Consider the following 18,408-nt stretch of genomic DNA (forward strand, 5'->3'; position numbering starts at 1 on the left):
GTACGCCTGCCCGCCGTGCCTGCCGAAGCTGGCAGCCTCCCCGCACGCTCCGGAGTGGGTAGCCCACTCGGTCACGGAACGGGAGGCGCAGCGGTGAGCGTGCCCCGTCCCGGTGTCTGGCGCATCGAATGCATCCCGGACAGGCCGGTGCGGCCCGCGCCAGGCGGCGGGTGTGTGCTGCCTTTGTGGATACTGCGCGATGGCGAGTGGTTCGCGGACCTCGACCTGTCCCTCCCGCTGGAGGAAGCCGTCTGATCGCACCGGGCCAGCTGTCCCGGCACGCCGAGCCCCACCAGGAACGCCGTGTCCGCGAAGCACTCGACGCACTGGAGCGCGGCAACGAACTACCCCTGCTCATCCTCGGGGAACCCGCCGACCAGCCCCACCCAGCCCCGGCGGACTGAGACCAGCATCCCCGGGGGCCGACCCTTCACCGCTGTCGCTCATCACCCACCAGAAAGCCAGCCATGCACCGCGACCCGTTCGGCCGTGTCACCTCGCTGCACTGCCCGCAGTGCCGCCACCGCGTCACCGTGACCGACGGCCACATCTCCGAGCACACCCGCACGGCCCGGCCCTGCCCCCTGTCCGGCGCCCTCGTCGAAGACCGCGCCGCACCGCCACCGCTGTGGGAGAACCCCGACCCGCACCCGTGGACACACAGCGACCAGTGAGTGCCCGACCGGTCCGTCCGCGTGGGGGCGGCGCGTCGGCGGGGCGCCGTTGTCAGACCCGGGTGCCAGGATGTGAATCCACCGCGACGGCTCAGCTGACGAAAGGGCGAGACCATGTCGGAGAACCAGACCAGTGAGGACTTTCCCCGGTTGGCCGACCCCTTCCGGCGCGAGCTGCTGGCGCACTGCTACCGCATGCTGGGCTCGGTGCACGACGCGGAGGACCTCGTGCAGGAGACGTACCTGCGCGCCTGGCGTGCGTACGACAAGTTCGAGGGCCGCTCGTCGATGCGCACCTGGCTGCACCGCATCGCGACCAACACCTGTCTGGACGCCCTGGAGAGCCGGAGCAAGCGCCCGCTGCCCACCGGCCTCGGGGGCCCCAGCGCCGACCCGTCGGACGCCCTGGTCGAGAGCCGGGAGGTGCCGTGGCTGGAGCCGATCGCCGACTCCATGGTGGGCGCCTCGGACGCCGCCGACCCCGCCGCCATCGTCAGCTCCCGCGAGACCATCCGGCTGGCCTTCATCGCCGCTCTCCAGCACCTGCCCCCCAGGCAGCGCGCGGTGCTGATCCTGTGCGAGGTGCTGAAGTGGAAGGCCGCCGAGGCCGCCGACCTGCTGGGCACGACGACGGCCTCGGTCAACAGCGCGCTCCAGCGCGCCCGCGCCCAGCTGGAGAAGGTCGCGCCCAGCGAGAGTTCGGTGGAGGAGCCGACCTCGCCCGAGCAGCGCGAGCTGCTGGAGCGCTATGTCGCGGCCTTCGAGGTCAAGGACATGAAGGCCATCGTGAAGCTCTTCACCGAGGACGCCGTCTGGGAGATGCCGCCCTTCACCGGCTGGTACGAGGGGCCGGCGGACATCGGCACCCTCATCGACACCCACTGCCCCGGCGGCCCCGACGACATGCGGCTGGTCGCGACGCGGATGAACGGCCAGCACGCGTTCGGCCTCTACATGCGCGCTGAGGACGGCGCGTTCCACCCCTTCAACCTCATGGTGCTCTCCCTCGACGGCGCGCACGTCTCGCATGTGACGGCGTTCTTCGAGCTGAGCCTCTTCGAGCTGTTCGGCCTGCCCGCATCCCTGCCCGAGAGCCTGCCCAGGTCCCGCTCCGTCCGCCCGTAACCAGGTCCGGCGGCGGTCAGCGGCGGCCAGCAGCAGGTCAGCGGCGGAACGCCTCGGCGTGCTCCGCCCCCCACTGGGCGAAGGTGCGCGCCGGACGGCCGGTGACCTGCTCGACGGTGGGGACGACGGTGTAACCGATCTCGGGCGTGTTCCCGTGCACCCAAACGAAGAACTCGATCATCTCCTGCGAGTGCCCCTGCGCGACCCACTCCCGCCGTGCCTCTTCTTCGGTGAGTTCGGTGAAGCGGATCTCGGCCCCGGTCGACTCGGCGAGGATGCGCACCTTCTCGGGCCGGGTCAGCGCCTCGGGCCCGGTCAGCGTGAAGTCATGTCTGCCCCTCGGCGATCGTGCTGGTTGCTGCCTGTGCTCCGCACGCTAGGCGCCCTTGCGGACAGGTTCCGTCCTCCAGAAACGGCCGGGCAGGACCAGGGTGAGGGGAGGTGAGGCCGTACCGTGTCGGCATGGAGATCTGGATCAACCCGGCGTGCTCGAAGTGCCGCAGCGCCGTGCGGCTGCTGGACGAGGCGGGCGCGGACTACACCGTCCGCCGCTATCTGGAGGACGTCCCCACGGAGGACGACCTGCGGCAGGTACTGGACCGCCTCGGCCTGGAGCCGTGGGACCTCGTACGCACCCAGGAGGCCGACGCGAAGGCGCTGGGCCTGCGGGACTGGCCGCGCGAGGCGGCGGCACGGCCCCGCTGGATCACCGCGCTGGCCACCCACCCGAAGCTGATCCAGCGGCCGATCATCACCGCCGACGACGGCACGGCCGTGGTGGCCCGCACGGACGACGCCGTACGCGACGCGCTCGCCCGCTGAGCTGCGCAGGCGCCGCGCTCAGGCGTCCGCGAGCGCTTCCTCGGCCCGGGCCAGGACGCCCGTCACCCGCGCCGCGAACCGTATGTCGCACGCGTGCGGCCTGCCCGTACGCGCGGACTCCAGCAGCGCGTCCACGGCGCGGGCGAAGGCGTCCGCCGCCGACTCGTCCCGCACCGGCAGGGTGGCCACACCCGCGCTGCCGCGGATCTCCGCGGTGACGGCCGCCGCGGCGGGCGGCACGGTGTGGCTGACCGTGACGGTGCTGGAGGCGCCACTCTCGTGCCGCAGCGCGAGGTGGACGGTGTCCCCGGGGCCGCGCGCCGCGGTGACGTCGCTGACCTCGCCGAGCACGGGGGTCAGTACGGACAACGCGTGCGGGGCGACGTCCCACAGCGCGCCCTTCTCCCGGCGCCAGGGCGAGTCGGCGAAGGGCGAGTCGCTGCCGCCGAAGACCGGCGAGAGCCAGTCGGCGCGGCCCAGCAGCCAGCCGTCCGCGGCGGCCTGCTCGCGAATCCAGGACGCCGTGGGTTCGCTGAAGTGCAGGGTGAAGAAGACGACGGAGGCCACGCCCGCACGCTCCGCCGCGTCCACGGCCTGGGCGGCGGCTGCGGGTGTGGTGGCGACCGGCTTGTCCAGCAGGAGATGGCAGCCCGCCTTTGCGGCCCGTACGGCCAGCGGCGCCTGCACGTCCGGGGGCAGCGCGATGGCGACGGCGTCGCAGTCGGCGAGCAGCGCGTCCACGTCGTCGTACGCGCGGGTGTCGAACTGCCCCGCGAGGGCGGCGGCGGCCTCGGGGCGGCGGCCCCACACGCCGGTCAGCTGTGCCTCGGGGTGCGCGCGCAGCGCGGGAGCGTGGGTCATCCCGGCCCAGGGGCCGGTGCCGAGCAGGCCGAATCTCATGGGGGCAGTTTAGGGCGTGTTTCGCGCGGGCTCACCGGGGCGGGGCGGGCGGACCGGGCGCGAGGTGGTGCCAGATACACCCCGGGCCGGGGGCCGGTCCCCGTGACCGGCCGCCCCGTACCCAGGAGACTGTGCGTACACCCGGAGCGGCCGGGACGTACGGAGTCCGGGCGAGGCAGGCGGAGTGAGGAGCACACAGGTGGGCATCGTGGACACACCGGCGGCCGGCGCCTCGGCCCGCAGATCGCTGCTGGCGGCTGCCCAGGGCCTGGCGCTGTCGCTGCTGTCGCTGGGCGTCTCGCTGGCGCTGTTCATCCTCTCCGTCCTCTCGATCGTCTTCATCCTGCTGGGAGTCGGCGTCTTCACCACTCCCGTGGTCCTCTCCTGGGTGCGTATGCACGCCAACCAGCGGCGGCTGCTGTCCGCCCGGTGGAGCGGCGTCGCCATCCCGCCGCCCTACCAGCCGCTGCCGCGCGCCACGCGCCCCGGGGTGACCGGGGTGGTGGAGCGGCTGACCCATCTGCTGAAGGACCCGGCCACCTGGCGGGACATCCTGTGGCTGCTGGTCGACGCCGTCGCGGGCTTCGTCACCGCGCTCTTCCCGCCGGCCCTGATCGCGTACGGCCTCGAGGGCATCCTGATGATGGCGGGCCTCTACAAGCCGCTGGGCGGTGACGGCTACTGGTACGGCTTCATCCGGGTCGAGGGCTTCGGCAGCGCCGTGCAGTGCGCGCTGCTGGGGGTGGCGCTGCTGGTGGCCTCGTACTGGGCCAACCCGTACTTCATCAAGGCGCACTTCCTGGTCGCCCGCAGCCTGATCGCGCCGACCCGCGGTAGCCAGCTGGCCCAGCGGGTGGAGCGGCTCTACGAGACCCGGCACGATGCGGTGGACTCCTCCGCCGCCGAATTGCGCCGCATCGAGCGGGACCTGCACGACGGGGCGCAGGCCCGGCTGGTCGCCATGGGCATGAGTCTGGGCACCATCGAGGCGTTGGTGGAGAAAGATCCGGCCAAGGCCAAGGAGCTGCTGAGGCAGGCCCGTTCGTCCTCGGCCGAGGCCCTGACCGAACTGCGCGACCTGGTGCGCGGCATCCACCCCCCGGTGCTCGCCGAGCGCGGACTCGGTGACGCCGCCAAGGCGCTGGCGCTGCGGATGCAGATCCCCGTCGAGGTGGACGTGGAGCTGCCGGGCCGGTTCGAGGAGCCGGTGGAGTCCGCCGCGTACTTCGCGATCAGCGAGGTACTCACCAACGCGGCCAAGCACTCCGGAGCCGCCGTGGTGTGGCTGGACATCCACTACAGCCGCTCGGCGGGCGGCATGCTCCAGGTCGCCGTCACGGACGACGGGCACGGCGGCGCCGCGCTGGACAAGGGCACCGGCATGCGGGGCATCGAGCGGCGGCTGGGCGCACTGGACGGCGTCCTCGCGGTGAGCAGCCCGGCGGGCGGGCCGACGATGGTCACCATGGAGATCCCCTGCGAGATCGTCGCGCAAGGCTGAGAACTCCTCGGCCGCGCGCGGCAGGCGGTAGATTCGCAGGCGGTAGATTCTCCGTGATCGCACCCCGGTTCAGCCGCTCGGGTGCCCAGCCGCCGCCCTGATGGAGTTTCCGTGCGCGTTGTCCTGGCAGAAGACCTCTTTCTTTTGAGGGACGGGCTCGTCCGGATGCTGGAGGCGTACGAGTTCGAGATCGCCGCCGCAGTGGACAACGGACCGGAGCTGACCCGTGCGCTGGCGGAGCTGGAGCCCGATGTCGCGGTGGTCGACGTACGGCTGCCGCCTTCCTTCAGCGACGAGGGGCTCCAGTGCGCGCTGACCGCCCGCCGCAACCGGCCGGGGCTGCCGGTGCTGGTGCTCTCCCAGCACGTCGAGCAGCTGTACGCGCGCGAACTGCTGGCCGACGGCAACGGCGGGGTCGGCTACCTGCTCAAGGACCGGGTCTTCGACGTGGAGCAGTTCATCGACGCGGTGCGGCGGGTGGCCTCCGGAGGCACCGCGATGGACCCGCAGGTCATCCAGCAGCTGCTGTCCCGGCGGGCGCAGGACGAGCCGATGGCGCACCTGACCGCGCGGGAGAAGGAGGTGATGGAGCTGATGGCGCAGGGCCGCTCCAACGCCGCGATCGCGGGCCAGCTGTTCATCACGGAACGGGCCGTCGCCAAGCACACCTCCAACATCTTCGGCAAGCTGCGGCTGCCGCCCTCGGACGACGACAACCGCCGGGTGCTGGCGGTGCTGGCCTATCTCGACCGGGGCTGACCCGAACGTCGGCGTCCGTCCGACACCGGCGCGTGGATCAGCGAGCGGCCGGAGGCGGCTTCGTATCCAAGGCGGAGGAGGGAGGCGACGCGGAGCGCCGTCGACCGACGACAACGCCGGAGGCGGAGTCGCCACCGGCCGGGAGGCCGCGCTCTGTCGCGGGTGAGGTCGTCGCGACCTCGCCCGTGGCAGCGCGTGGATCAGCGAGTGGCCGGAGGCGGCTTCGTATCCAAGGCGGAGGAGGGAGGCGACGCGGAGCGTCGTCGACCGACGACAACGCCGGAGGCGGAGTCGCCACCGGCCGGGAGGCCGCGCTCTGTCGCGGGTGAGGTCGTTAGGGTTATCCCCATGACGACCACCCCGACCACCGGTGCACGCCGCAGGATGGGTGTCGAGGAGCGACGGCAGCAGCTGATCGCAGTGGCGCTGGAGCTGTTCAGCCGCCGCTCTCCGGAGGATGTCTCCATCGACGACATCGCGAGCGCCGCCGGGATCTCCCGGCCGCTCGTCTACCACTACTTCCCCGGCAAGCACAGTCTCTACGAGGCGGCGGTGCGGCGGGCGGCCGACGAGCTGGCGTCGCGTTTCTCCGAGCCGCAGGAGGGTCCGCTGAGCGAGCGGCTGCTGCGCGTCATGCACCGCTACTTCGACTTCGTCGCGGAGCACGGCCCCGGCTTCTCCGCCCTGCTGCGCGGTGGTCCCGCGGTCGGTTCCACCCAGGCGAACGCCATGATCGACGACGTGCGGCAGGCCGCGCACACGCAGGTCCTCGCGCACCTTGGCGTCGCGGAGCCGGGGCCGCGGCTGGCGCTGGTCGTGCGCTCCTGGGTCGGGCTGGCCGAGACGACCGCGCTCACCTGGCTGGACGGGCGCAGCGTGCCGCGCGAGGAGCTGGAACTCCAACTCGTGCACGGCTTCCTGGCACTCGCGGCGGTCACCGCCGCGCACGACGAGGAGACGGCCGCGGTCATCCGCGACGTCCTGGCACAGGAGCCAAAGGGCGGTCTGATCGAGCACCTCCTCCAGGACGTCCTGGCGCTCTCCCCCGGCCGTCTGCCGGTCCCCGGCCCGGCGTAGGCCCGGTCCGCCGGTTCTTCACGCACGAGGAGCGGCCCGCACACTCGGCGAGAGCGGGGAAGGAGTGCCCAAACCCCTGGCAGGGGCGCTGCGTTGGCCTCGGAGGCTCTACCATGCTGCATTCCGGATGGGACGCTGAGCGGGGGAAAAATTGTCGCAGGGGGCACAACAGGGCGATGTCGTCGCGGAACGCTACCGGCTTCTCGCACCCCTGGGCACCGGCGGCATGGGCCGCGTGTGGAAGGCGCACGACAGACGGCTCGACACGCATGTGGCGGTCAAGGAGCTGTGGCTGCACCCGGCGACACCGCCCGAGGAGCGGGCCGGGCTGCTGCGGCGCGTCGAGGTCGAGGCGCACAGCGCCGCCAAGCTGCGCGACCATCCGCACGTCGTCACCATCCACGATGTCCTCACCGAGGACGAACGCCCCTGGATCATCATGCAGCTGGTCACCGGCGGCACGCTCCAAGACCGCCTCCGTGCGGGCAGGTTGTCGGTCACCACCACCAGGAAGCTGGGCACCGCCCTGCTGAAGGCGCTGGACGCCGCACATCAGCAGGGCATCGTGCACCGGGACGTCAAACCGGCCAACGTCATGATGACCGAGGACCGGCAGGTACTTCTCACCGACTTCGGGATCGCCGCCCTGGAGACGGGGGCGAGGCTGACCACGGACGGCGCGGTCATCGGCTCGGCGCCCTATCTCGCACCGGAGCGGGCGCGGGGCAAGAAGGGGAAGGCTCCGAGCGACCTGTTCTCGCTGGGGGCGACGCTGTTCGAGGCGATCGAGGGCATTTCGCCGTTCGAGCGGGAGAGCACGGCGGCCTCCCTGCACGCGGTCGGGTACGAAGAGCCCCCGCCGATGCGGCGCGCGGGGTACCTGGAGCCGCTGATCACCGGCCTGCTGGCGAAGGAACCGGGCGACCGCCCGACGGTCGCCGAGGCCCTGCGCATGATCAAGGCACCGCCGAAGGACAGCACGCCGCCGAAGCACAGCAGCACGGCGACGACCCGGCGCACGCCGCCGGTGCGGCCCACTCGCCCGCTGACCCAACCGGTCTCCCCGCAGAAGCCGAAGCCCAAGCCCAAGCCCGCACCCAGGCCCACGCCGAAACCCGCACCGAAGCCCACTCCGAAGCCGACGCCGAAGCCGACGAGCAGCTCCGGCGCGGGCTGGCTCTTCGCGGCCGGTGCCCTGGTGCTGGCCCTCCTGCTCTACGGCCAGCACGAGGGCTTCTCCCGCTACGTCAGCCACTTCCTGCACGGCTCCGTCTCCGCGGCCGGAGTCGGGGACTGCGTCTACTTCGACGTCTGGACCAAGGGGGAGGGCGAGGACGCCGAGACGAAGAGCGAGTGGGTCAAGGTCCCCTGCTGGTCCGCCGCCAGCCAGTACGAGGTGCGCAGCACCTCCGCCGGACCGGCGTCCACGGGCTGCCCGTTCGGCTCGCAGCGGCTCCTGATCCCCGGCCGCTCCCTGTGCGGCGAGGCGAAGTGACCGCTGCACCGCCCGGCGTCCGGGTGCCCGGCACCGGCGTGCTGGGCGGGCCGGGCGGTGGGGAGCGCTGTCATCCGGCGGTCCACCAGACCGTCGTGTCGGCGGGCAGGACGGTGCCGCCGTCGTACGCGCCGCTGGCCAGCAGCACCCGCGCACTCCCGACGCGGAGCCCGGAGGGCAGTTGGGCCGCCGCCGTGCCGGTGTTGGCGGCGCACACGAACGCGCCGCGCCGGAACGCCAGCACCCCCTCGGGCGCGTCCAGCCACTCGACGGCGTCCCCGGCCCCCAGGTCGGGGTGCTCGCGGCGGACGCGCAGCGCCGTGCGGTACAGCTCCAGCGTCGAGTCCGGGTCGCCGGTCTGCGCCTCGACGCTGAGGGCCGCCCACGCGGGCGGCTGCGGCAGCCAGCTGCCGCCCTCCCCGAAGCCGTAGGAGGGTCCCGCCGCCGTCCAGGGAATCGGCACCCGGCAGCCGTCGCGCAGGCCGTCCTGGCCGTCGCTCTTGAAGAACGACGGGTCCTGCCGCACCTCGTCCGGCAGTTCGGTGACCTCGGGCAGGCCCAGTTCCTCGCCCTGGTAGACGTACGCGGAGCCGGGCAGCGCGAGCATCAGCATGGTGGCCGCGCGGGCCCGCTCCAGGCTGCCGCCGAAGCGGGTGAGGTGGCGTACGACGTCGTGGTTGGAGAGCACCCAGGTGGTGGCGGCGCCGACGGGGCGGAGCGAGTCGAGTGTCTCGTCGATGACCGCGCGCAGCTTCTCCGCGTCCCATCCGGCGTTCAGGTAATGGAAGTTGAACGCCTGGTGCAGCTCGTCGGGACGCAGGTAGAGCGCGGTGCGCCGGGCGCTGGGCGTCCACGCTTCGGCGACGCCGATGCGGTCGCCCCCGTACTCCGCCAGGATGGTGCGCCAGGAGCGGTAGATCTCGTGGACGCCGTCCTGGTCGAAGAAGGGCAGCACCTGGTGGCCGAGCAGCCGCAGTTGTTCGCCGTGGCCCATGTCGGGCAGCCCGTCGGCCTTGACCATGCCATGCGCGACGTCGATCCGGAAGCCGTCGACACCCTTGTCCAGCCAGAAGCGCAGCACGGAGCGGAACTCGTCGCGTACCGCCGGGCTGTCCCAGTTGAAGTCCGGCTGCTCGGGGGCGAAGAGGTGCAGGTACCACTCACCGTGGCCGCCGTCCGGGTTCTTGGTGCGGGTCCAGGCGGGGCCGCCGAAGATGGACTCCCAGTCGTTCGGGGGCTCTTCGCCGTTCGCGCCGCGGCCGGACCGGAAGTGGTAGCGCGCACGGGAGGGCGAGCCGGGGCCCTCGCGCAGGGCGCGCCGGAACCACTCGTGCTGGTCGGAGGAGTGGTTCGGGACGAGGTCCACGATGATGCGCAGGCCCAGCTGGTGGGCGTCGCTGATCAGCGCCTCGGCGTCGGCCAGTTCGCCGAACATCGGGTCGATGGCCCGGTAGTCGGCGACGTCGTAGCCGGCGTCCGCCTGCGGGGAGGCGTAGAAGGGGCTCAGCCAGACGGCGTCGACGCCCAGGCCGGCGAGGTAGGGCAGTCGGGTGCGGATGCCCGCGAGGTCGCCCATGCCGTCGGCGTCGCCGTCGGCGAAGGAGCGCGGGTAGACCTGGTAGATGACGGCGTCGCGCCACCATCCGGAGCCGGTACGGACGGAAGGCGTGGCGGATGAGTGCTGGGTCATGTCTTCCCTGGGTCGGGTACGGGAGGCGGGAGGCGGACGCCGCAAGCCGTTGCGGAAGGTACGCGCGCCGCCACCACAGCGGTGCCCCCTGTGCCACGCCGCATGTCTGATCCTTCCTGGATGTACCCCGGCACCTGTGCGGCGGCCGGTTGCCGAGGAACGTAACAGCGCCTGAAAGTTCCCGAAAGGTCTTGCGGCAATCTTTCCGAAACCTTGGGCAGCTGCTTTCACAGCCACCGCAACGGTCCCGCCGCGACTCCTCACCGCCGGCACCGGGTCCCCTACGCGCTGTGCGGTACGCGGCGCGCGGCCGGTACAGTCCGAGGCGTGACCGCACGGCTAGCTGACATCGCAGCCCAGGCGGGGGTGAGCGAGGCGACGGTCAGTCGGGTCCTGAACGGCAAGCCGGGCGTCTCCGCGACCACCCGCGAATCAGTGCTCGCCGCACTCGACGTCCTCGGGTACGAGCGCCCCGTCCGGCTGCGCAGGCGCAGCGAGGGCCTCGTCGGGCTGATCACTCCGGAGCTGGAGAACCCGATCTTCCCCGCGTTCGCGCAGGTCATCTCGCAGGGCCTGACCCGCCAGGGCTACACGCCGGTGCTGGCCACCCAGACCCCCGGCGGCTCCACCGAGGACGAACTGACCGAGATGCTGGTGGACCGCGGCGTCGCCGGGATCATCTTCGTCTCCGGCCTGCACGCCGACACCACCGCGGACACGCAGCGCTACGACCGACTACGCGCGCAGGGTGTCCCGTTCGTGCTGATCAACGGCTTCTCCCCGAAGGTGCGCGCCCCCTTCATCTCACCCGACGACCGGGCGGCGATGCGGCTGGCCGTGACGCACCTCGTCTCGCTCGGCCACCGCCGGATCGGCCTGGCGCTGGGACCGGAGCGGTTCGTGCCCGTCCAGCGCAAGACGGACGGCTTCCTCCAGGCCGTGCAGGAGCGGCTCGGCGTGCCCGAGGCGGACACGCGGCGACTGATCCAGCACTCGCTGTACACCCTGGAGGGCGGCCAGGCCGCCGCCTCCGCGCTGCTCGAACTGGGCTGTACGGCACTGGTGTGCGCCAGCGACATGATGGCCCTCGGCGCCGTCCGCGCGGCCCGCCGGCGGGGGCTGGCCGTCCCCTCGGACGTCTCGGTGGTCGGCTTCGACGACTCCCCGCTGATCGCCTTCACCGACCCACCGCTGTCCACGATCCGGCAGCCGGTCACGGCGATGGGACAGGCCGCCGTACGCGCGCTGCTGGAGGAGATCGGAGGTACGCCGGCCCCGCACAGCGAGTTCGTCTTCCTGCCCGAACTGGTCGTTCGCGGTTCAACTGCCTCTGCACCGCCGCTCTGAGCGGGCCGAGGGTCTCTGCCTGCACCGCAGGCAGGAGGCGGGCGGACGAAGACCAGACCAGAGGATGATCGGTGGGCCGCCGAAGTCTGGCAGACTGTTGCCCCATGGGGGCACCGACTGCGAGGACGAAGACCACTCGCCGGTCGGCCGCCGCGACCACCCTGCAGGAGACTCGCGAGGCCGACCCGGCGGAGAAGCGCACGCATACACTCGTCGCCCGGTGGAGAGCCCCCCGCAGACCCCGCCTCTGGTTCGAGATCGCCCTGATCGCCGTGAGCTACTGGGTCTACTCCATGATCCGGAACGCCGTGCCCGAGCAGCGCGACTCCGCACTGCGCAACGCCGACTGGATCTGGGACACCCAGCAGAAGCTCGGCCTCGCCTTCGAGGAGTCGCTCAACCACTCGGTCAACGGCGTCACCTGGCTCATCATCTCGGCGAACTACTACTACGCCACGCTCCACTTCGTCGTCACCATAGGTGTGCTCGTCTGGCTTTACCGCTGGCAACCGGGCCGTTACGCGGCGACCCGGCTGGTGATCTTCGCGACCACCGCCACCGCGCTGCTGGGCTACTACCTCTACCCGCTCGCCCCGCCCCGGCTGATGGGCGGCGAGAACTTCATCGACACCGTGCAGGTGCACGGGACCTGGGGCTCGATGGCGTCGGGCAACCTGGCCGACATGTCCAACCAGTACGCGGCCATGCCCTCCATGCACATCGGCTGGTCGGTGTGGTGCGGCATCACCATAGCGACGCTGGCCCGGCCGCTGTGGGTGAAACTGCTCGGCGCGCTCTACCCGGTGGCGACGCTGTTCGTGATCGTGGTGACCGCCAACCACTTCTGGCTGGACGCCGTCGGCGGCCTGATCTGCCTCGCCTTCGGCTTCGGAGTGTCGCGGGTGTGCTACGGACGGATGGCGCACAAGATGCCGCGCCAGGTGACGCTGCGCAAAGCCGCGTAGGCCGCGTGAGCCGCGCACGCCGGACTGGTCGCGCACGCCGCGGCTGCCCGCGCGCGGCTCACGCCCCGTAGAAGAGCCGCTCCATCACGGCGCGCGCACGCCGGGTGGTGCGGCGGTAGTCGTCCAGCATCTCCCCCACCCCGCCGCCCTCCCCCTCCGGACGCCCCTCCCCCGGCTCCTCGGCGCCCCGGTACCCGAGGTAGCGCCCGACCGCCGCCAGCTCGCGCGGCGCGGAGGGGAAGGTGTCCGAGGGGCGGCCCCGTACGAGCATCGCCGCGTTGCGCACCCGGGTGGCCAGCAGCCACGCCTCGTCCAGGGTGCGGGCGTCGTCGGCCGCCAGCAGGCCGGCCTCCCGTGCGGCGGCCAGCGCCTCGCGGGTGCGTACGGTGCGCAGGGCCGGTACGGTGCCCGCGTGCCGCAGCTGGATCAGCTGCACCGTCCACTCGACGTCCGAGAGCCCGCCCCGGCCGAGCTTGGCGTGGGTGGTGGGATCGGCGCCGCGCGGCATCCGCTCGGTCTCCATCCGGGCCTTGAGCCGCCGGATCTCGCGCACGGCGTCCTCGCCGGGGCCGTCGGCCGGGTAGCGCAGCGGGTCGATCAGCTCCAGGAAGCGCGTGCCCAGGTCCTCGTCGCCCGCGACCGGCCAGGCGCGCAGCAGCGCCTGGCTCTCCCACACCTGCGACCAGCGCCGGTAGTACGCCGCGTAGGAGGCCAGCGAGCGCACCAGCGGCCCGGACTTGCCCTCGGGGCGAAGGTCGGTGTCGATCAGCAGCGGCGGGTCGGAGGTGGGCAGCTGGAGCAGCCGCCGCATCTCGTTGGCCACCGCGAAGGCGGCCTTGGCCGCCTCTGCATCGCTCACGCCCTGGCGCGGCTCGTGCACGAACAGCACGTCCGCGTCCGAGCCGTAGCCCAGCTCGTGGCCGCCGAACCGGCCCATGCCGATCACGGTGAAGCGGGTGGGCAGCTCGTCGCCCCAGCTGGCCCGCACGGCGGCGCGCAGCGCGCCCGCCAAGGTGGCGGCGTTGATGTCGCTCAGGGCGCCGCCGACCCGGTCCACGCTGGGCGCCGGGTCCTCCGGCACGGGCGTGTCCTCGGTGCCGTACGCCTGGATGACGTCGGCCGCGGCCGTACGGAACAGCTCGCGCCGCCGTACGCCGCGCGCCGCCGCGACCGCCGCCTCCGGGCCGTCCGCGCGGCCGACGGCGGAGAGGATCTCCTGGGTGAGCGCGAGCCGCCCGCGCGGCACCAGATCGTGCGCGGAGCCCAGCAGCGCGACGGCCTCGGGGGCCCGTAGCAGCAGGTCGGGGGCGAGCCGCCCGGCGGACAGCACCCGGGCGAGGTTCTCCGCCGCGACGCCCTCGTCACGCAGCAGCCGCAGGTACCAGGGGGTCTTGCCGAGCGCGTCGGAGACCTTGCGGAAGCCCAGGAGCCCGGCGTCCGGATCGGCCGAGTCCGCGAACCAGCCCAGCAGCACCGGCAGCAGCGTGCGCTGGATGGCCGCCTTGCGGCTGACCCCGCTGGCCAGCGCCTCCAGGTGCCGCAGCGCGGCGGCCGGATCGGCATAGCCCAGCGCCTCCAGGCGCTGCTGCGCGGCGCGGGGGGAGAGCCGGTTCTCGCCGGGGGCGAGCTGCGCGACGGCGTCCAGCAGCGGGCGGTAGAACAGCTTCTCGTGCAGCCGCCGCACCGAGGTGGCGTGCCGCTTCCAGGCCCGGTTCAACTCGCTGACGGGCTCCACCCGGAAACCGAGCGAGCGCGCCAGCCGCCGCTGGTCGCCGGTGTCCTCGGGCATCAGGTGGGTACGGCGCAGCCGGTAGAGCTGGATGCGGTGCTCCATGGTGCGCAGGAAGCGGTACGAGGCGTCCAGCGCGGCGGCGTCCTGCCGGCCGACGTAGCCGCCGGCGGCGAGCGCGGCGAGGGCGGCCAGCGTGGTCGGGCTGCGCAGCGTGGCGTCGGTGCGGCCGTGCACCAGTTGCAGCAGCTGGACGGCGAACTCGACGTCGCGCAGCCCGCCTGGCCCCAGCTTCAGCTCGCGCTCGACGTGGGCGGCGGGGATGTTCTCCACCACCCGGCGGCGCATCCGCTGCACGTCGGGGACGAAGTTCTCCCGCTCGGAGACCTGCCACACCAGCGGGCCGACCGCGTCCAGGTACGCCTGGCCCAGCGCCAGGTCCCCGGCCACCGGGCGGGCCTTCAGCAGCGCCTGGAACTCCCAGGTCTTCGCCCACCGCTGGTAGTAGGCGAGATGGCTGCTGAGGGTGCGCACCAGCGGGCCGTTGCGGCCCTCCGGGCGGAGGTTGGCGTCCACCGGCCAGATGGTGCCCTCGGCCGTGGTGTCGGAGCAGATCCGCATCATGCGGGAGGCGAGCCGGGTGGCGGCGCGTACCGCCTCGGCCTCGTCGGCGCCGCCGCCGGTGCCGCCCGTGCCGTCCGTACCGCTCGCGGCCTGCTGCGAGGGCTCGCCGACGAAGATCACGTCGACGTCGGAGACGTAGTTGAGTTCGTGGCCCCCGCACTTGCCCATGGCGACGACCGCCAGCCGGCAGGCGGCGGCGTCGGCCGGCTCCTCGGCCTGGGCCAGCGCGAGGGCGGCGCGCAGCGTGGCGGTGGCCAGGTCCGCCAACTCGGCGGCCGTCTCGGCCAGTTCGGTCGTACCGCAGACGTCGCGGGCGGCGATGGAGAGCAGGCAGCGCCGGTAGCCGACCCGCAGGCCGTCCGGGTCGGCGACCTCCGCGAAGGCGGCCTCGAACTCCTGGACGCCCGGGTGGAGATCGGCGGACTCGTAGGTGGCCAGCGCCCGCCAGTCGGCGGGGTGGCGGGCGAGGTGGTCGGCGAGCGCCTCGGAGGCACCGAGCACGCCCAGCAGCCGGTCGCGCAGCGGCTTGGCGCCGCGCAGGGTGTCCAGCAGCAGCTGGGCCTCGCTCCGCCCAGCCTCGCCGCCCCCCTCGGTGGCCGCGCCGGGCATCTCGGGGCCCATCGCGAGCGCCTCGACCAGCCGGACGAGCCCGAACAGCGCCAGGTCCGGGTCGGCGGTCGCGGCCAGCGCGTCGAGGAAGAGGGTGTCCTCGCGTACGGGCTCCAGCTCGTACATGTCGAGCAGCGCTCCGGCGGCGGCCGGGTCGGTGAACCCGCGCCGCAGCAACTGCCCGAACCTGCTGTCCCGTCGACCGCCCGCCGCCGCCACGGCTACAGCACCGGGAGGGACTTGCGCAGTTCGAAGGCGGTGACCTCGCTGCGGTACTCCTCCCACTCCTGCTTCTTGTTGCGCAGGAAGAAGTCGAAGACGTGCTCGCCGAGCGTCTCGGCGACCAGTTCGCTGCGCTCCATCAGCGAGATGGCCTCGCCGAGGTTCTGCGGCAGCGGCTCGATGCCCATCGCCCGCCGCTCGGAGTCGGAGAGCGCCCAGACGTCGTCGTCGGCCCCGGCCGGCAGCTCGTACCCCTGCTCGATGCCCTTGAGCCCGGCGGCCAGCAGTACGGCGTAGGAGAGGTACGGGTTGGCGCCGGAGTCCAGGGAGCGGACCTCGACGCGGGTGGAGCCGGTCTTGCCGGGCTTGTACATGGGCACCCGGATCAGGGCCGAGCGGTTGTTGTGGCCCCAGCAGATGTACGAGGGGGACTCGCCGCCCTCGCCCGCGGTGCGCTGGGAGCCGCCCCAGATCCGCTTGTAGGAGTTGACCCACTGGTTGGTGACCGCGGAGATCTCGCCCGCGTAGCGCAGCAGTCCGGCGATGAAGGAGCGGCCGACCTTGGAGAGCTGGTACTCGGCGCCCGACTCGTTGAAGGCGTTGCGGTCGCCCTCGAAGAGCGAGAGGTGGGTGTGCATGCCGGAGCCGGGGTACTCCGAGAACGGCTTGGGCATGAAGGTGGCCTGCACCCCCTGCTCCAGCGCGACCTGCTTCATCACCAGCCGGAAGGTCATGATGTTGTCGGCGGTCGAGAGCGCGTCCGCGTACCGCAGGTCGATCTCCTGCTGGCCGGGCGCGCCCTCGTGGTGCGAGAACTCCACCGAGATGCCCATCGACTCCAGCATGGTGATCGCCTGCCGCCGGAAGTCCTGGCCGACGTGCTGCGGGGTGTGGTCGAAGTAGCCCGAGGAGTCGGCCGGGGTGGGACGGCTGCCGTCGACGGGCTTGTCCTTGAGCAGGAAGAACTCGATCTCGGGATGGGTGTAGAAGGTGAAGCCCAGGTCCGAGGTGCGCGCGAGGGTGCGCTTGAGGACGTAGCGCGGGTCCGCGTACGAGGGGGAGCCGTCCGGCATCAGGATGTCGCAGAACATCCGGGCGGTGCCGGGGCCCTCGGCCCGCCAGGGCAGGATCTGGAAGGTGCTGGGATCGGGCTTGGCGATCATGTCCGACTCGTACACGCGGGCGAAGCCCTCGATGGCGGAGCCGTCGAAGCCGATACCCTCGTCGAACGCCTGCTCAAGCTCGGCGGGGGCGACGGCGACGGATTTCAGGAAGCCGAGGACGTCGGTGAACCAGAGCCGGACGAACCGGATGTCGCGCTCCTCCAGTGTGCGGAGCACGAATTCCTGCTGCTTATCCATTCTCACCCATCCTCGCTGGTCGAGCGGTGCCCCGGGATGCCACGGCGTACCGAGGGCGCACCGGGGCACGTCGAGGTACACGAGCATCACACCACACGTTTTCGAACGCGTTGCGCGCCCGGGGCCCGTACGGGTCACGGGAGGCGGCGGCGGGCGGGCGGGGCGCCCCGATCCCGGCTGTTCTCAGAGCTTCCCGGCGCCCTTCAGCGCGGCGGCGAGCCGCTCGACGACGGGGGCGTACCCCCGGTAGCTGCACCTCTCCTCCATGGCCCATGAGGTGGTCTGCCCAGCTTCGGCCGCGGGCAGCCCGGCGCGGACGGGCTTCTTGCCCGGCTGGAGCAGCACGTTCAGCGAGGCCATCCGCTGTGTCACCCCTGACATGATCCAGATCGCCGACCGCCGGCAACTGCTCCGCAGTCTCACCCGAGCGGTCGAACGCACTGCCGCTCCTGGCTTTGCCTCCGGGAGGTCCACGAGCAGAGTTTTCGGGAAGCAGGATCTCGGTGCGCCGATACGTGGCGACCCTGCGGGCCGGTACACCATCGTGCAGCCGCCGGTCTGCCCGTCAGGTGTGTGGCGGGAGTGCGGTTTTGTTGCGTTCCATCCTGGCGAGTAGTCGTCGCACGGGTGCGGTGCCGGGTTCGGCGAGGACGGTGTGCGGGCGTGTGACCTCCACGCTGAACGCTCGGTGGGCTCTGGCGATGTCATCCGGCCGGGCCGGGAAGGGGCTTTGCGGACAGATCCGGAGGAGTGTCGGGGCGACGCCCGCTTCCTGGTAGGCGGCGAGCTTGTGGTGGCCGTCGAGCAGGTAGCCGATCTCGCTGTCGGGCGTGGGGGCAAGGACGACAATTGCAGGCCTGGCCCGTTTGCGTTGGATGCGGGTGCGGTACCGGCGCACGGTTTCCGTGTCTTCCGGCGGCCATGAGTCGGTGGGGACAACCACGGTCTGGTCTTCCTCGTACCAGTGGGCCGTGTGCTCGACGACGAGGATCGGTCGGTGGGGCACGTACGCGGACAACGTGTGGTGTCCGGGCCGCAGCAGACTGAGGAGGGGGCGTAGCCGGTCGAGGGCGTCGTGTGGCGTGGTGCGGGCTGCAGCGAGGTCAAGGCCTGGGTCGGCCAGCCATCCCACGAGGGACTTGACCTCGGCCGATCCGCACACCTGCCGACCTGCACGGGCGGCGAGCAGGTCGACGCTGCCCCAGCTGTCGTCGCCGCAGACCGCAACGGCATCACCCATCAACAACAGCATGTGGGCTTCGGCATCGCCCACCACTTCGACGACTGAGTGTCCGTCGAGCAGCTCGAAGCAGGCGACTTCAGAACCGAGTTGCGACATGGCCCCAGCCTCGCACCCTGCTGCCGACCGCACCCACGACCGACGGCCCCGGGGCGGCGCTCCGCGGAGACTCGCACGACAGAGACCCTCACCAAATCGAGGTCACAGCCTTGAAGTAGTGCAGGTCGGCGTAAGAATCGGGGACGGCGATGTACCTCTGCTCCCGTCG

Annotated in this window: 17 protein-coding genes; 10 read left to right on the top strand and 7 right to left on the bottom strand. The window is 72.2% G+C overall.

The window, feature by feature from the left end; translation table 11 throughout:
• The first annotated feature begins 93 nt into the window (after positions 1-93).
• The 3 genes from H299_RS39650 (at position 94) to H299_RS0117140 (ending at position 1,799) form a co-directional block, all read left to right on the top strand.
• Positions 94-255, top strand: a complete 162-nt coding sequence (locus H299_RS39650) for an LLM class oxidoreductase (RefSeq protein ID WP_158692339.1) — start codon at positions 94-96, stop codon at positions 253-255.
• A 212-nt stretch (positions 256-467) separates the two neighbouring features.
• Positions 468-674 (top strand): hypothetical protein, encoded by a 207-nt coding sequence (locus tag H299_RS0117135; RefSeq protein WP_027749396.1) that lies wholly within the window; start codon positions 468-470, stop codon positions 672-674.
• A gap of 114 nt (positions 675-788) precedes the next feature.
• Entirely contained in the window at positions 789-1,799 is a 1,011-nt protein-coding gene (locus H299_RS0117140) for a sigma-70 family RNA polymerase sigma factor (protein WP_027749397.1), read from the top strand.
• A gap of 37 nt (positions 1,800-1,836) precedes the next feature.
• Here H299_RS0117140 and H299_RS0117145 read toward each other — a convergent pair whose 3' ends face one another.
• Positions 1,837-2,082, bottom strand: coding sequence for a hypothetical protein (locus tag H299_RS0117145; protein ID WP_027749398.1), 246 nt, complete (start codon positions 2,080-2,082; stop codon positions 1,837-1,839).
• A gap of 179 nt (positions 2,083-2,261) precedes the next feature.
• On the opposite strand from H299_RS0117145, the gene H299_RS0117150 reads away from it, so the two are divergent.
• On the top strand, positions 2,262-2,621 hold the full coding sequence (locus tag H299_RS0117150) for an arsenate reductase family protein (RefSeq protein ID WP_027749399.1): 360 nt from the start codon (positions 2,262-2,264) through the stop codon (positions 2,619-2,621).
• 18 nt (positions 2,622-2,639) lie between these two features.
• Here the strand turns inward: H299_RS0117150 and H299_RS0117155 are convergent, their stop codons facing one another.
• On the bottom strand, positions 2,640-3,521 hold the full coding sequence (locus H299_RS0117155; RefSeq protein WP_027749400.1) for a Gfo/Idh/MocA family oxidoreductase: 882 nt from the start codon (positions 3,519-3,521) through the stop codon (positions 2,640-2,642).
• A gap of 199 nt (positions 3,522-3,720) precedes the next feature.
• Between H299_RS0117155 and H299_RS0117160 the strand changes: the two genes are divergently transcribed.
• The 4 genes from H299_RS0117160 (at position 3,721) to H299_RS37615 (ending at position 8,353) form a co-directional block, all read left to right on the top strand.
• Positions 3,721-5,022: a sensor histidine kinase gene (locus tag H299_RS0117160; protein WP_486587308.1), complete on the top strand. Its 1,302-nt coding sequence runs from the start codon at positions 3,721-3,723 to the stop codon at positions 5,020-5,022.
• A 111-nt stretch (positions 5,023-5,133) separates the two neighbouring features.
• The gene (locus H299_RS0117165) at positions 5,134-5,781 is read left to right on the top strand and encodes a response regulator transcription factor (RefSeq protein ID WP_027749402.1); all 648 of its coding nucleotides are present in this window, start codon (positions 5,134-5,136) and stop codon (positions 5,779-5,781) included.
• A 348-nt stretch (positions 5,782-6,129) separates the two neighbouring features.
• Entirely contained in the window at positions 6,130-6,858 is a 729-nt protein-coding gene (locus H299_RS0117170; protein ID WP_037759418.1) for a TetR/AcrR family transcriptional regulator, read from the top strand.
• A 151-nt stretch (positions 6,859-7,009) separates the two neighbouring features.
• Positions 7,010-8,353 (top strand): serine/threonine-protein kinase, encoded by a 1,344-nt coding sequence (locus tag H299_RS37615; protein ID WP_051262562.1) that lies wholly within the window; start codon positions 7,010-7,012, stop codon positions 8,351-8,353.
• A 70-nt stretch (positions 8,354-8,423) separates the two neighbouring features.
• Here H299_RS37615 and H299_RS0117180 read toward each other — a convergent pair whose 3' ends face one another.
• Positions 8,424-10,043, bottom strand: coding sequence for a glycoside hydrolase family 13 protein (locus tag H299_RS0117180; RefSeq protein ID WP_027749404.1), 1,620 nt, complete (start codon positions 10,041-10,043; stop codon positions 8,424-8,426).
• 327 nt (positions 10,044-10,370) lie between these two features.
• Here H299_RS0117180 and H299_RS0117185 point away from each other — a divergent pair, with 327 nt between their 5' ends.
• Entirely contained in the window at positions 10,371-11,390 is a 1,020-nt protein-coding gene (locus H299_RS0117185) for a LacI family DNA-binding transcriptional regulator (RefSeq protein ID WP_027749405.1), read from the top strand.
• 104 nt (positions 11,391-11,494) lie between these two features.
• The gene (locus H299_RS0117190; RefSeq protein ID WP_027749406.1) at positions 11,495-12,355 is read left to right on the top strand and encodes a phosphatase PAP2 family protein; all 861 of its coding nucleotides are present in this window, start codon (positions 11,495-11,497) and stop codon (positions 12,353-12,355) included.
• Between the two features lie 58 nt (positions 12,356-12,413).
• Here H299_RS0117190 and H299_RS0117195 read toward each other — a convergent pair whose 3' ends face one another.
• The 4 genes from H299_RS0117195 to H299_RS37620 all read right to left on the bottom strand — a co-directional run bounded on the left by H299_RS0117195 (position 12,414) and on the right by H299_RS37620 (position 18,239).
• Positions 12,414-15,536, bottom strand: a complete 3,123-nt coding sequence (locus H299_RS0117195) for a bifunctional [glutamine synthetase] adenylyltransferase/[glutamine synthetase]-adenylyl-L-tyrosine phosphorylase (protein ID WP_027749407.1) — start codon at positions 15,534-15,536, stop codon at positions 12,414-12,416.
• Positions 15,537-15,538: 2 nt separating this feature from the next.
• Positions 15,539-16,900, bottom strand: a complete 1,362-nt coding sequence (locus H299_RS0117200) for a glutamine synthetase family protein (protein WP_027749408.1) — start codon at positions 16,898-16,900, stop codon at positions 15,539-15,541.
• 183 nt (positions 16,901-17,083) lie between these two features.
• A complete protein-coding gene (locus H299_RS39175) occupies positions 17,084-17,272 on the bottom strand; it encodes a hypothetical protein (RefSeq protein ID WP_486587309.1) in 189 nt (62 codons plus the stop codon).
• A 193-nt stretch (positions 17,273-17,465) separates the two neighbouring features.
• Complete coding sequence (locus H299_RS37620) at positions 17,466-18,239, bottom strand: hypothetical protein (protein WP_051262563.1); 774 nt, start codon at positions 18,237-18,239, stop codon at positions 17,466-17,468.
• Positions 18,240-18,408 lie beyond the last annotated feature (169 nt).

Source organism: Streptomyces sp. CNH287 (assembly GCF_000424825.1).

Bases quoted from the DNA above. Each gene is read 5' to 3' on its own strand.
- H299_RS0117170 (WP_037759418.1), top strand. From the start codon at position 6,130: ATGACGACCACCCCGACCACCGGTGCACGCCGCAGGATGGGTGTCGAG.
- H299_RS0117135 (WP_027749396.1), top strand. From the start codon at position 468: ATGCACCGCGACCCGTTCGGCCGTGTCACCTCGCTGCACTGCCCGCAG.
- H299_RS0117190 (WP_027749406.1), top strand. From the start codon at position 11,495: ATGGGGGCACCGACTGCGAGGACGAAGACCACTCGCCGGTCGGCCGCC.
- H299_RS0117180 (WP_027749404.1), bottom strand. From the start codon at position 10,043: ATGACCCAGCACTCATCCGCCACGCCTTCCGTCCGTACCGGCTCCGGA.
- H299_RS0117150 (WP_027749399.1), top strand. From the start codon at position 2,262: ATGGAGATCTGGATCAACCCGGCGTGCTCGAAGTGCCGCAGCGCCGTG.
- H299_RS0117155 (WP_027749400.1), bottom strand. From the start codon at position 3,521: ATGAGATTCGGCCTGCTCGGCACCGGCCCCTGGGCCGGGATGACCCAC.
- H299_RS37620 (WP_051262563.1), bottom strand. From the start codon at position 18,239: ATGTCGCAACTCGGTTCTGAAGTCGCCTGCTTCGAGCTGCTCGACGGA.
- H299_RS0117200 (WP_027749408.1), bottom strand. From the start codon at position 16,900: ATGGATAAGCAGCAGGAATTCGTGCTCCGCACACTGGAGGAGCGCGAC.
- H299_RS0117140 (WP_027749397.1), top strand. From the start codon at position 789: ATGTCGGAGAACCAGACCAGTGAGGACTTTCCCCGGTTGGCCGACCCC.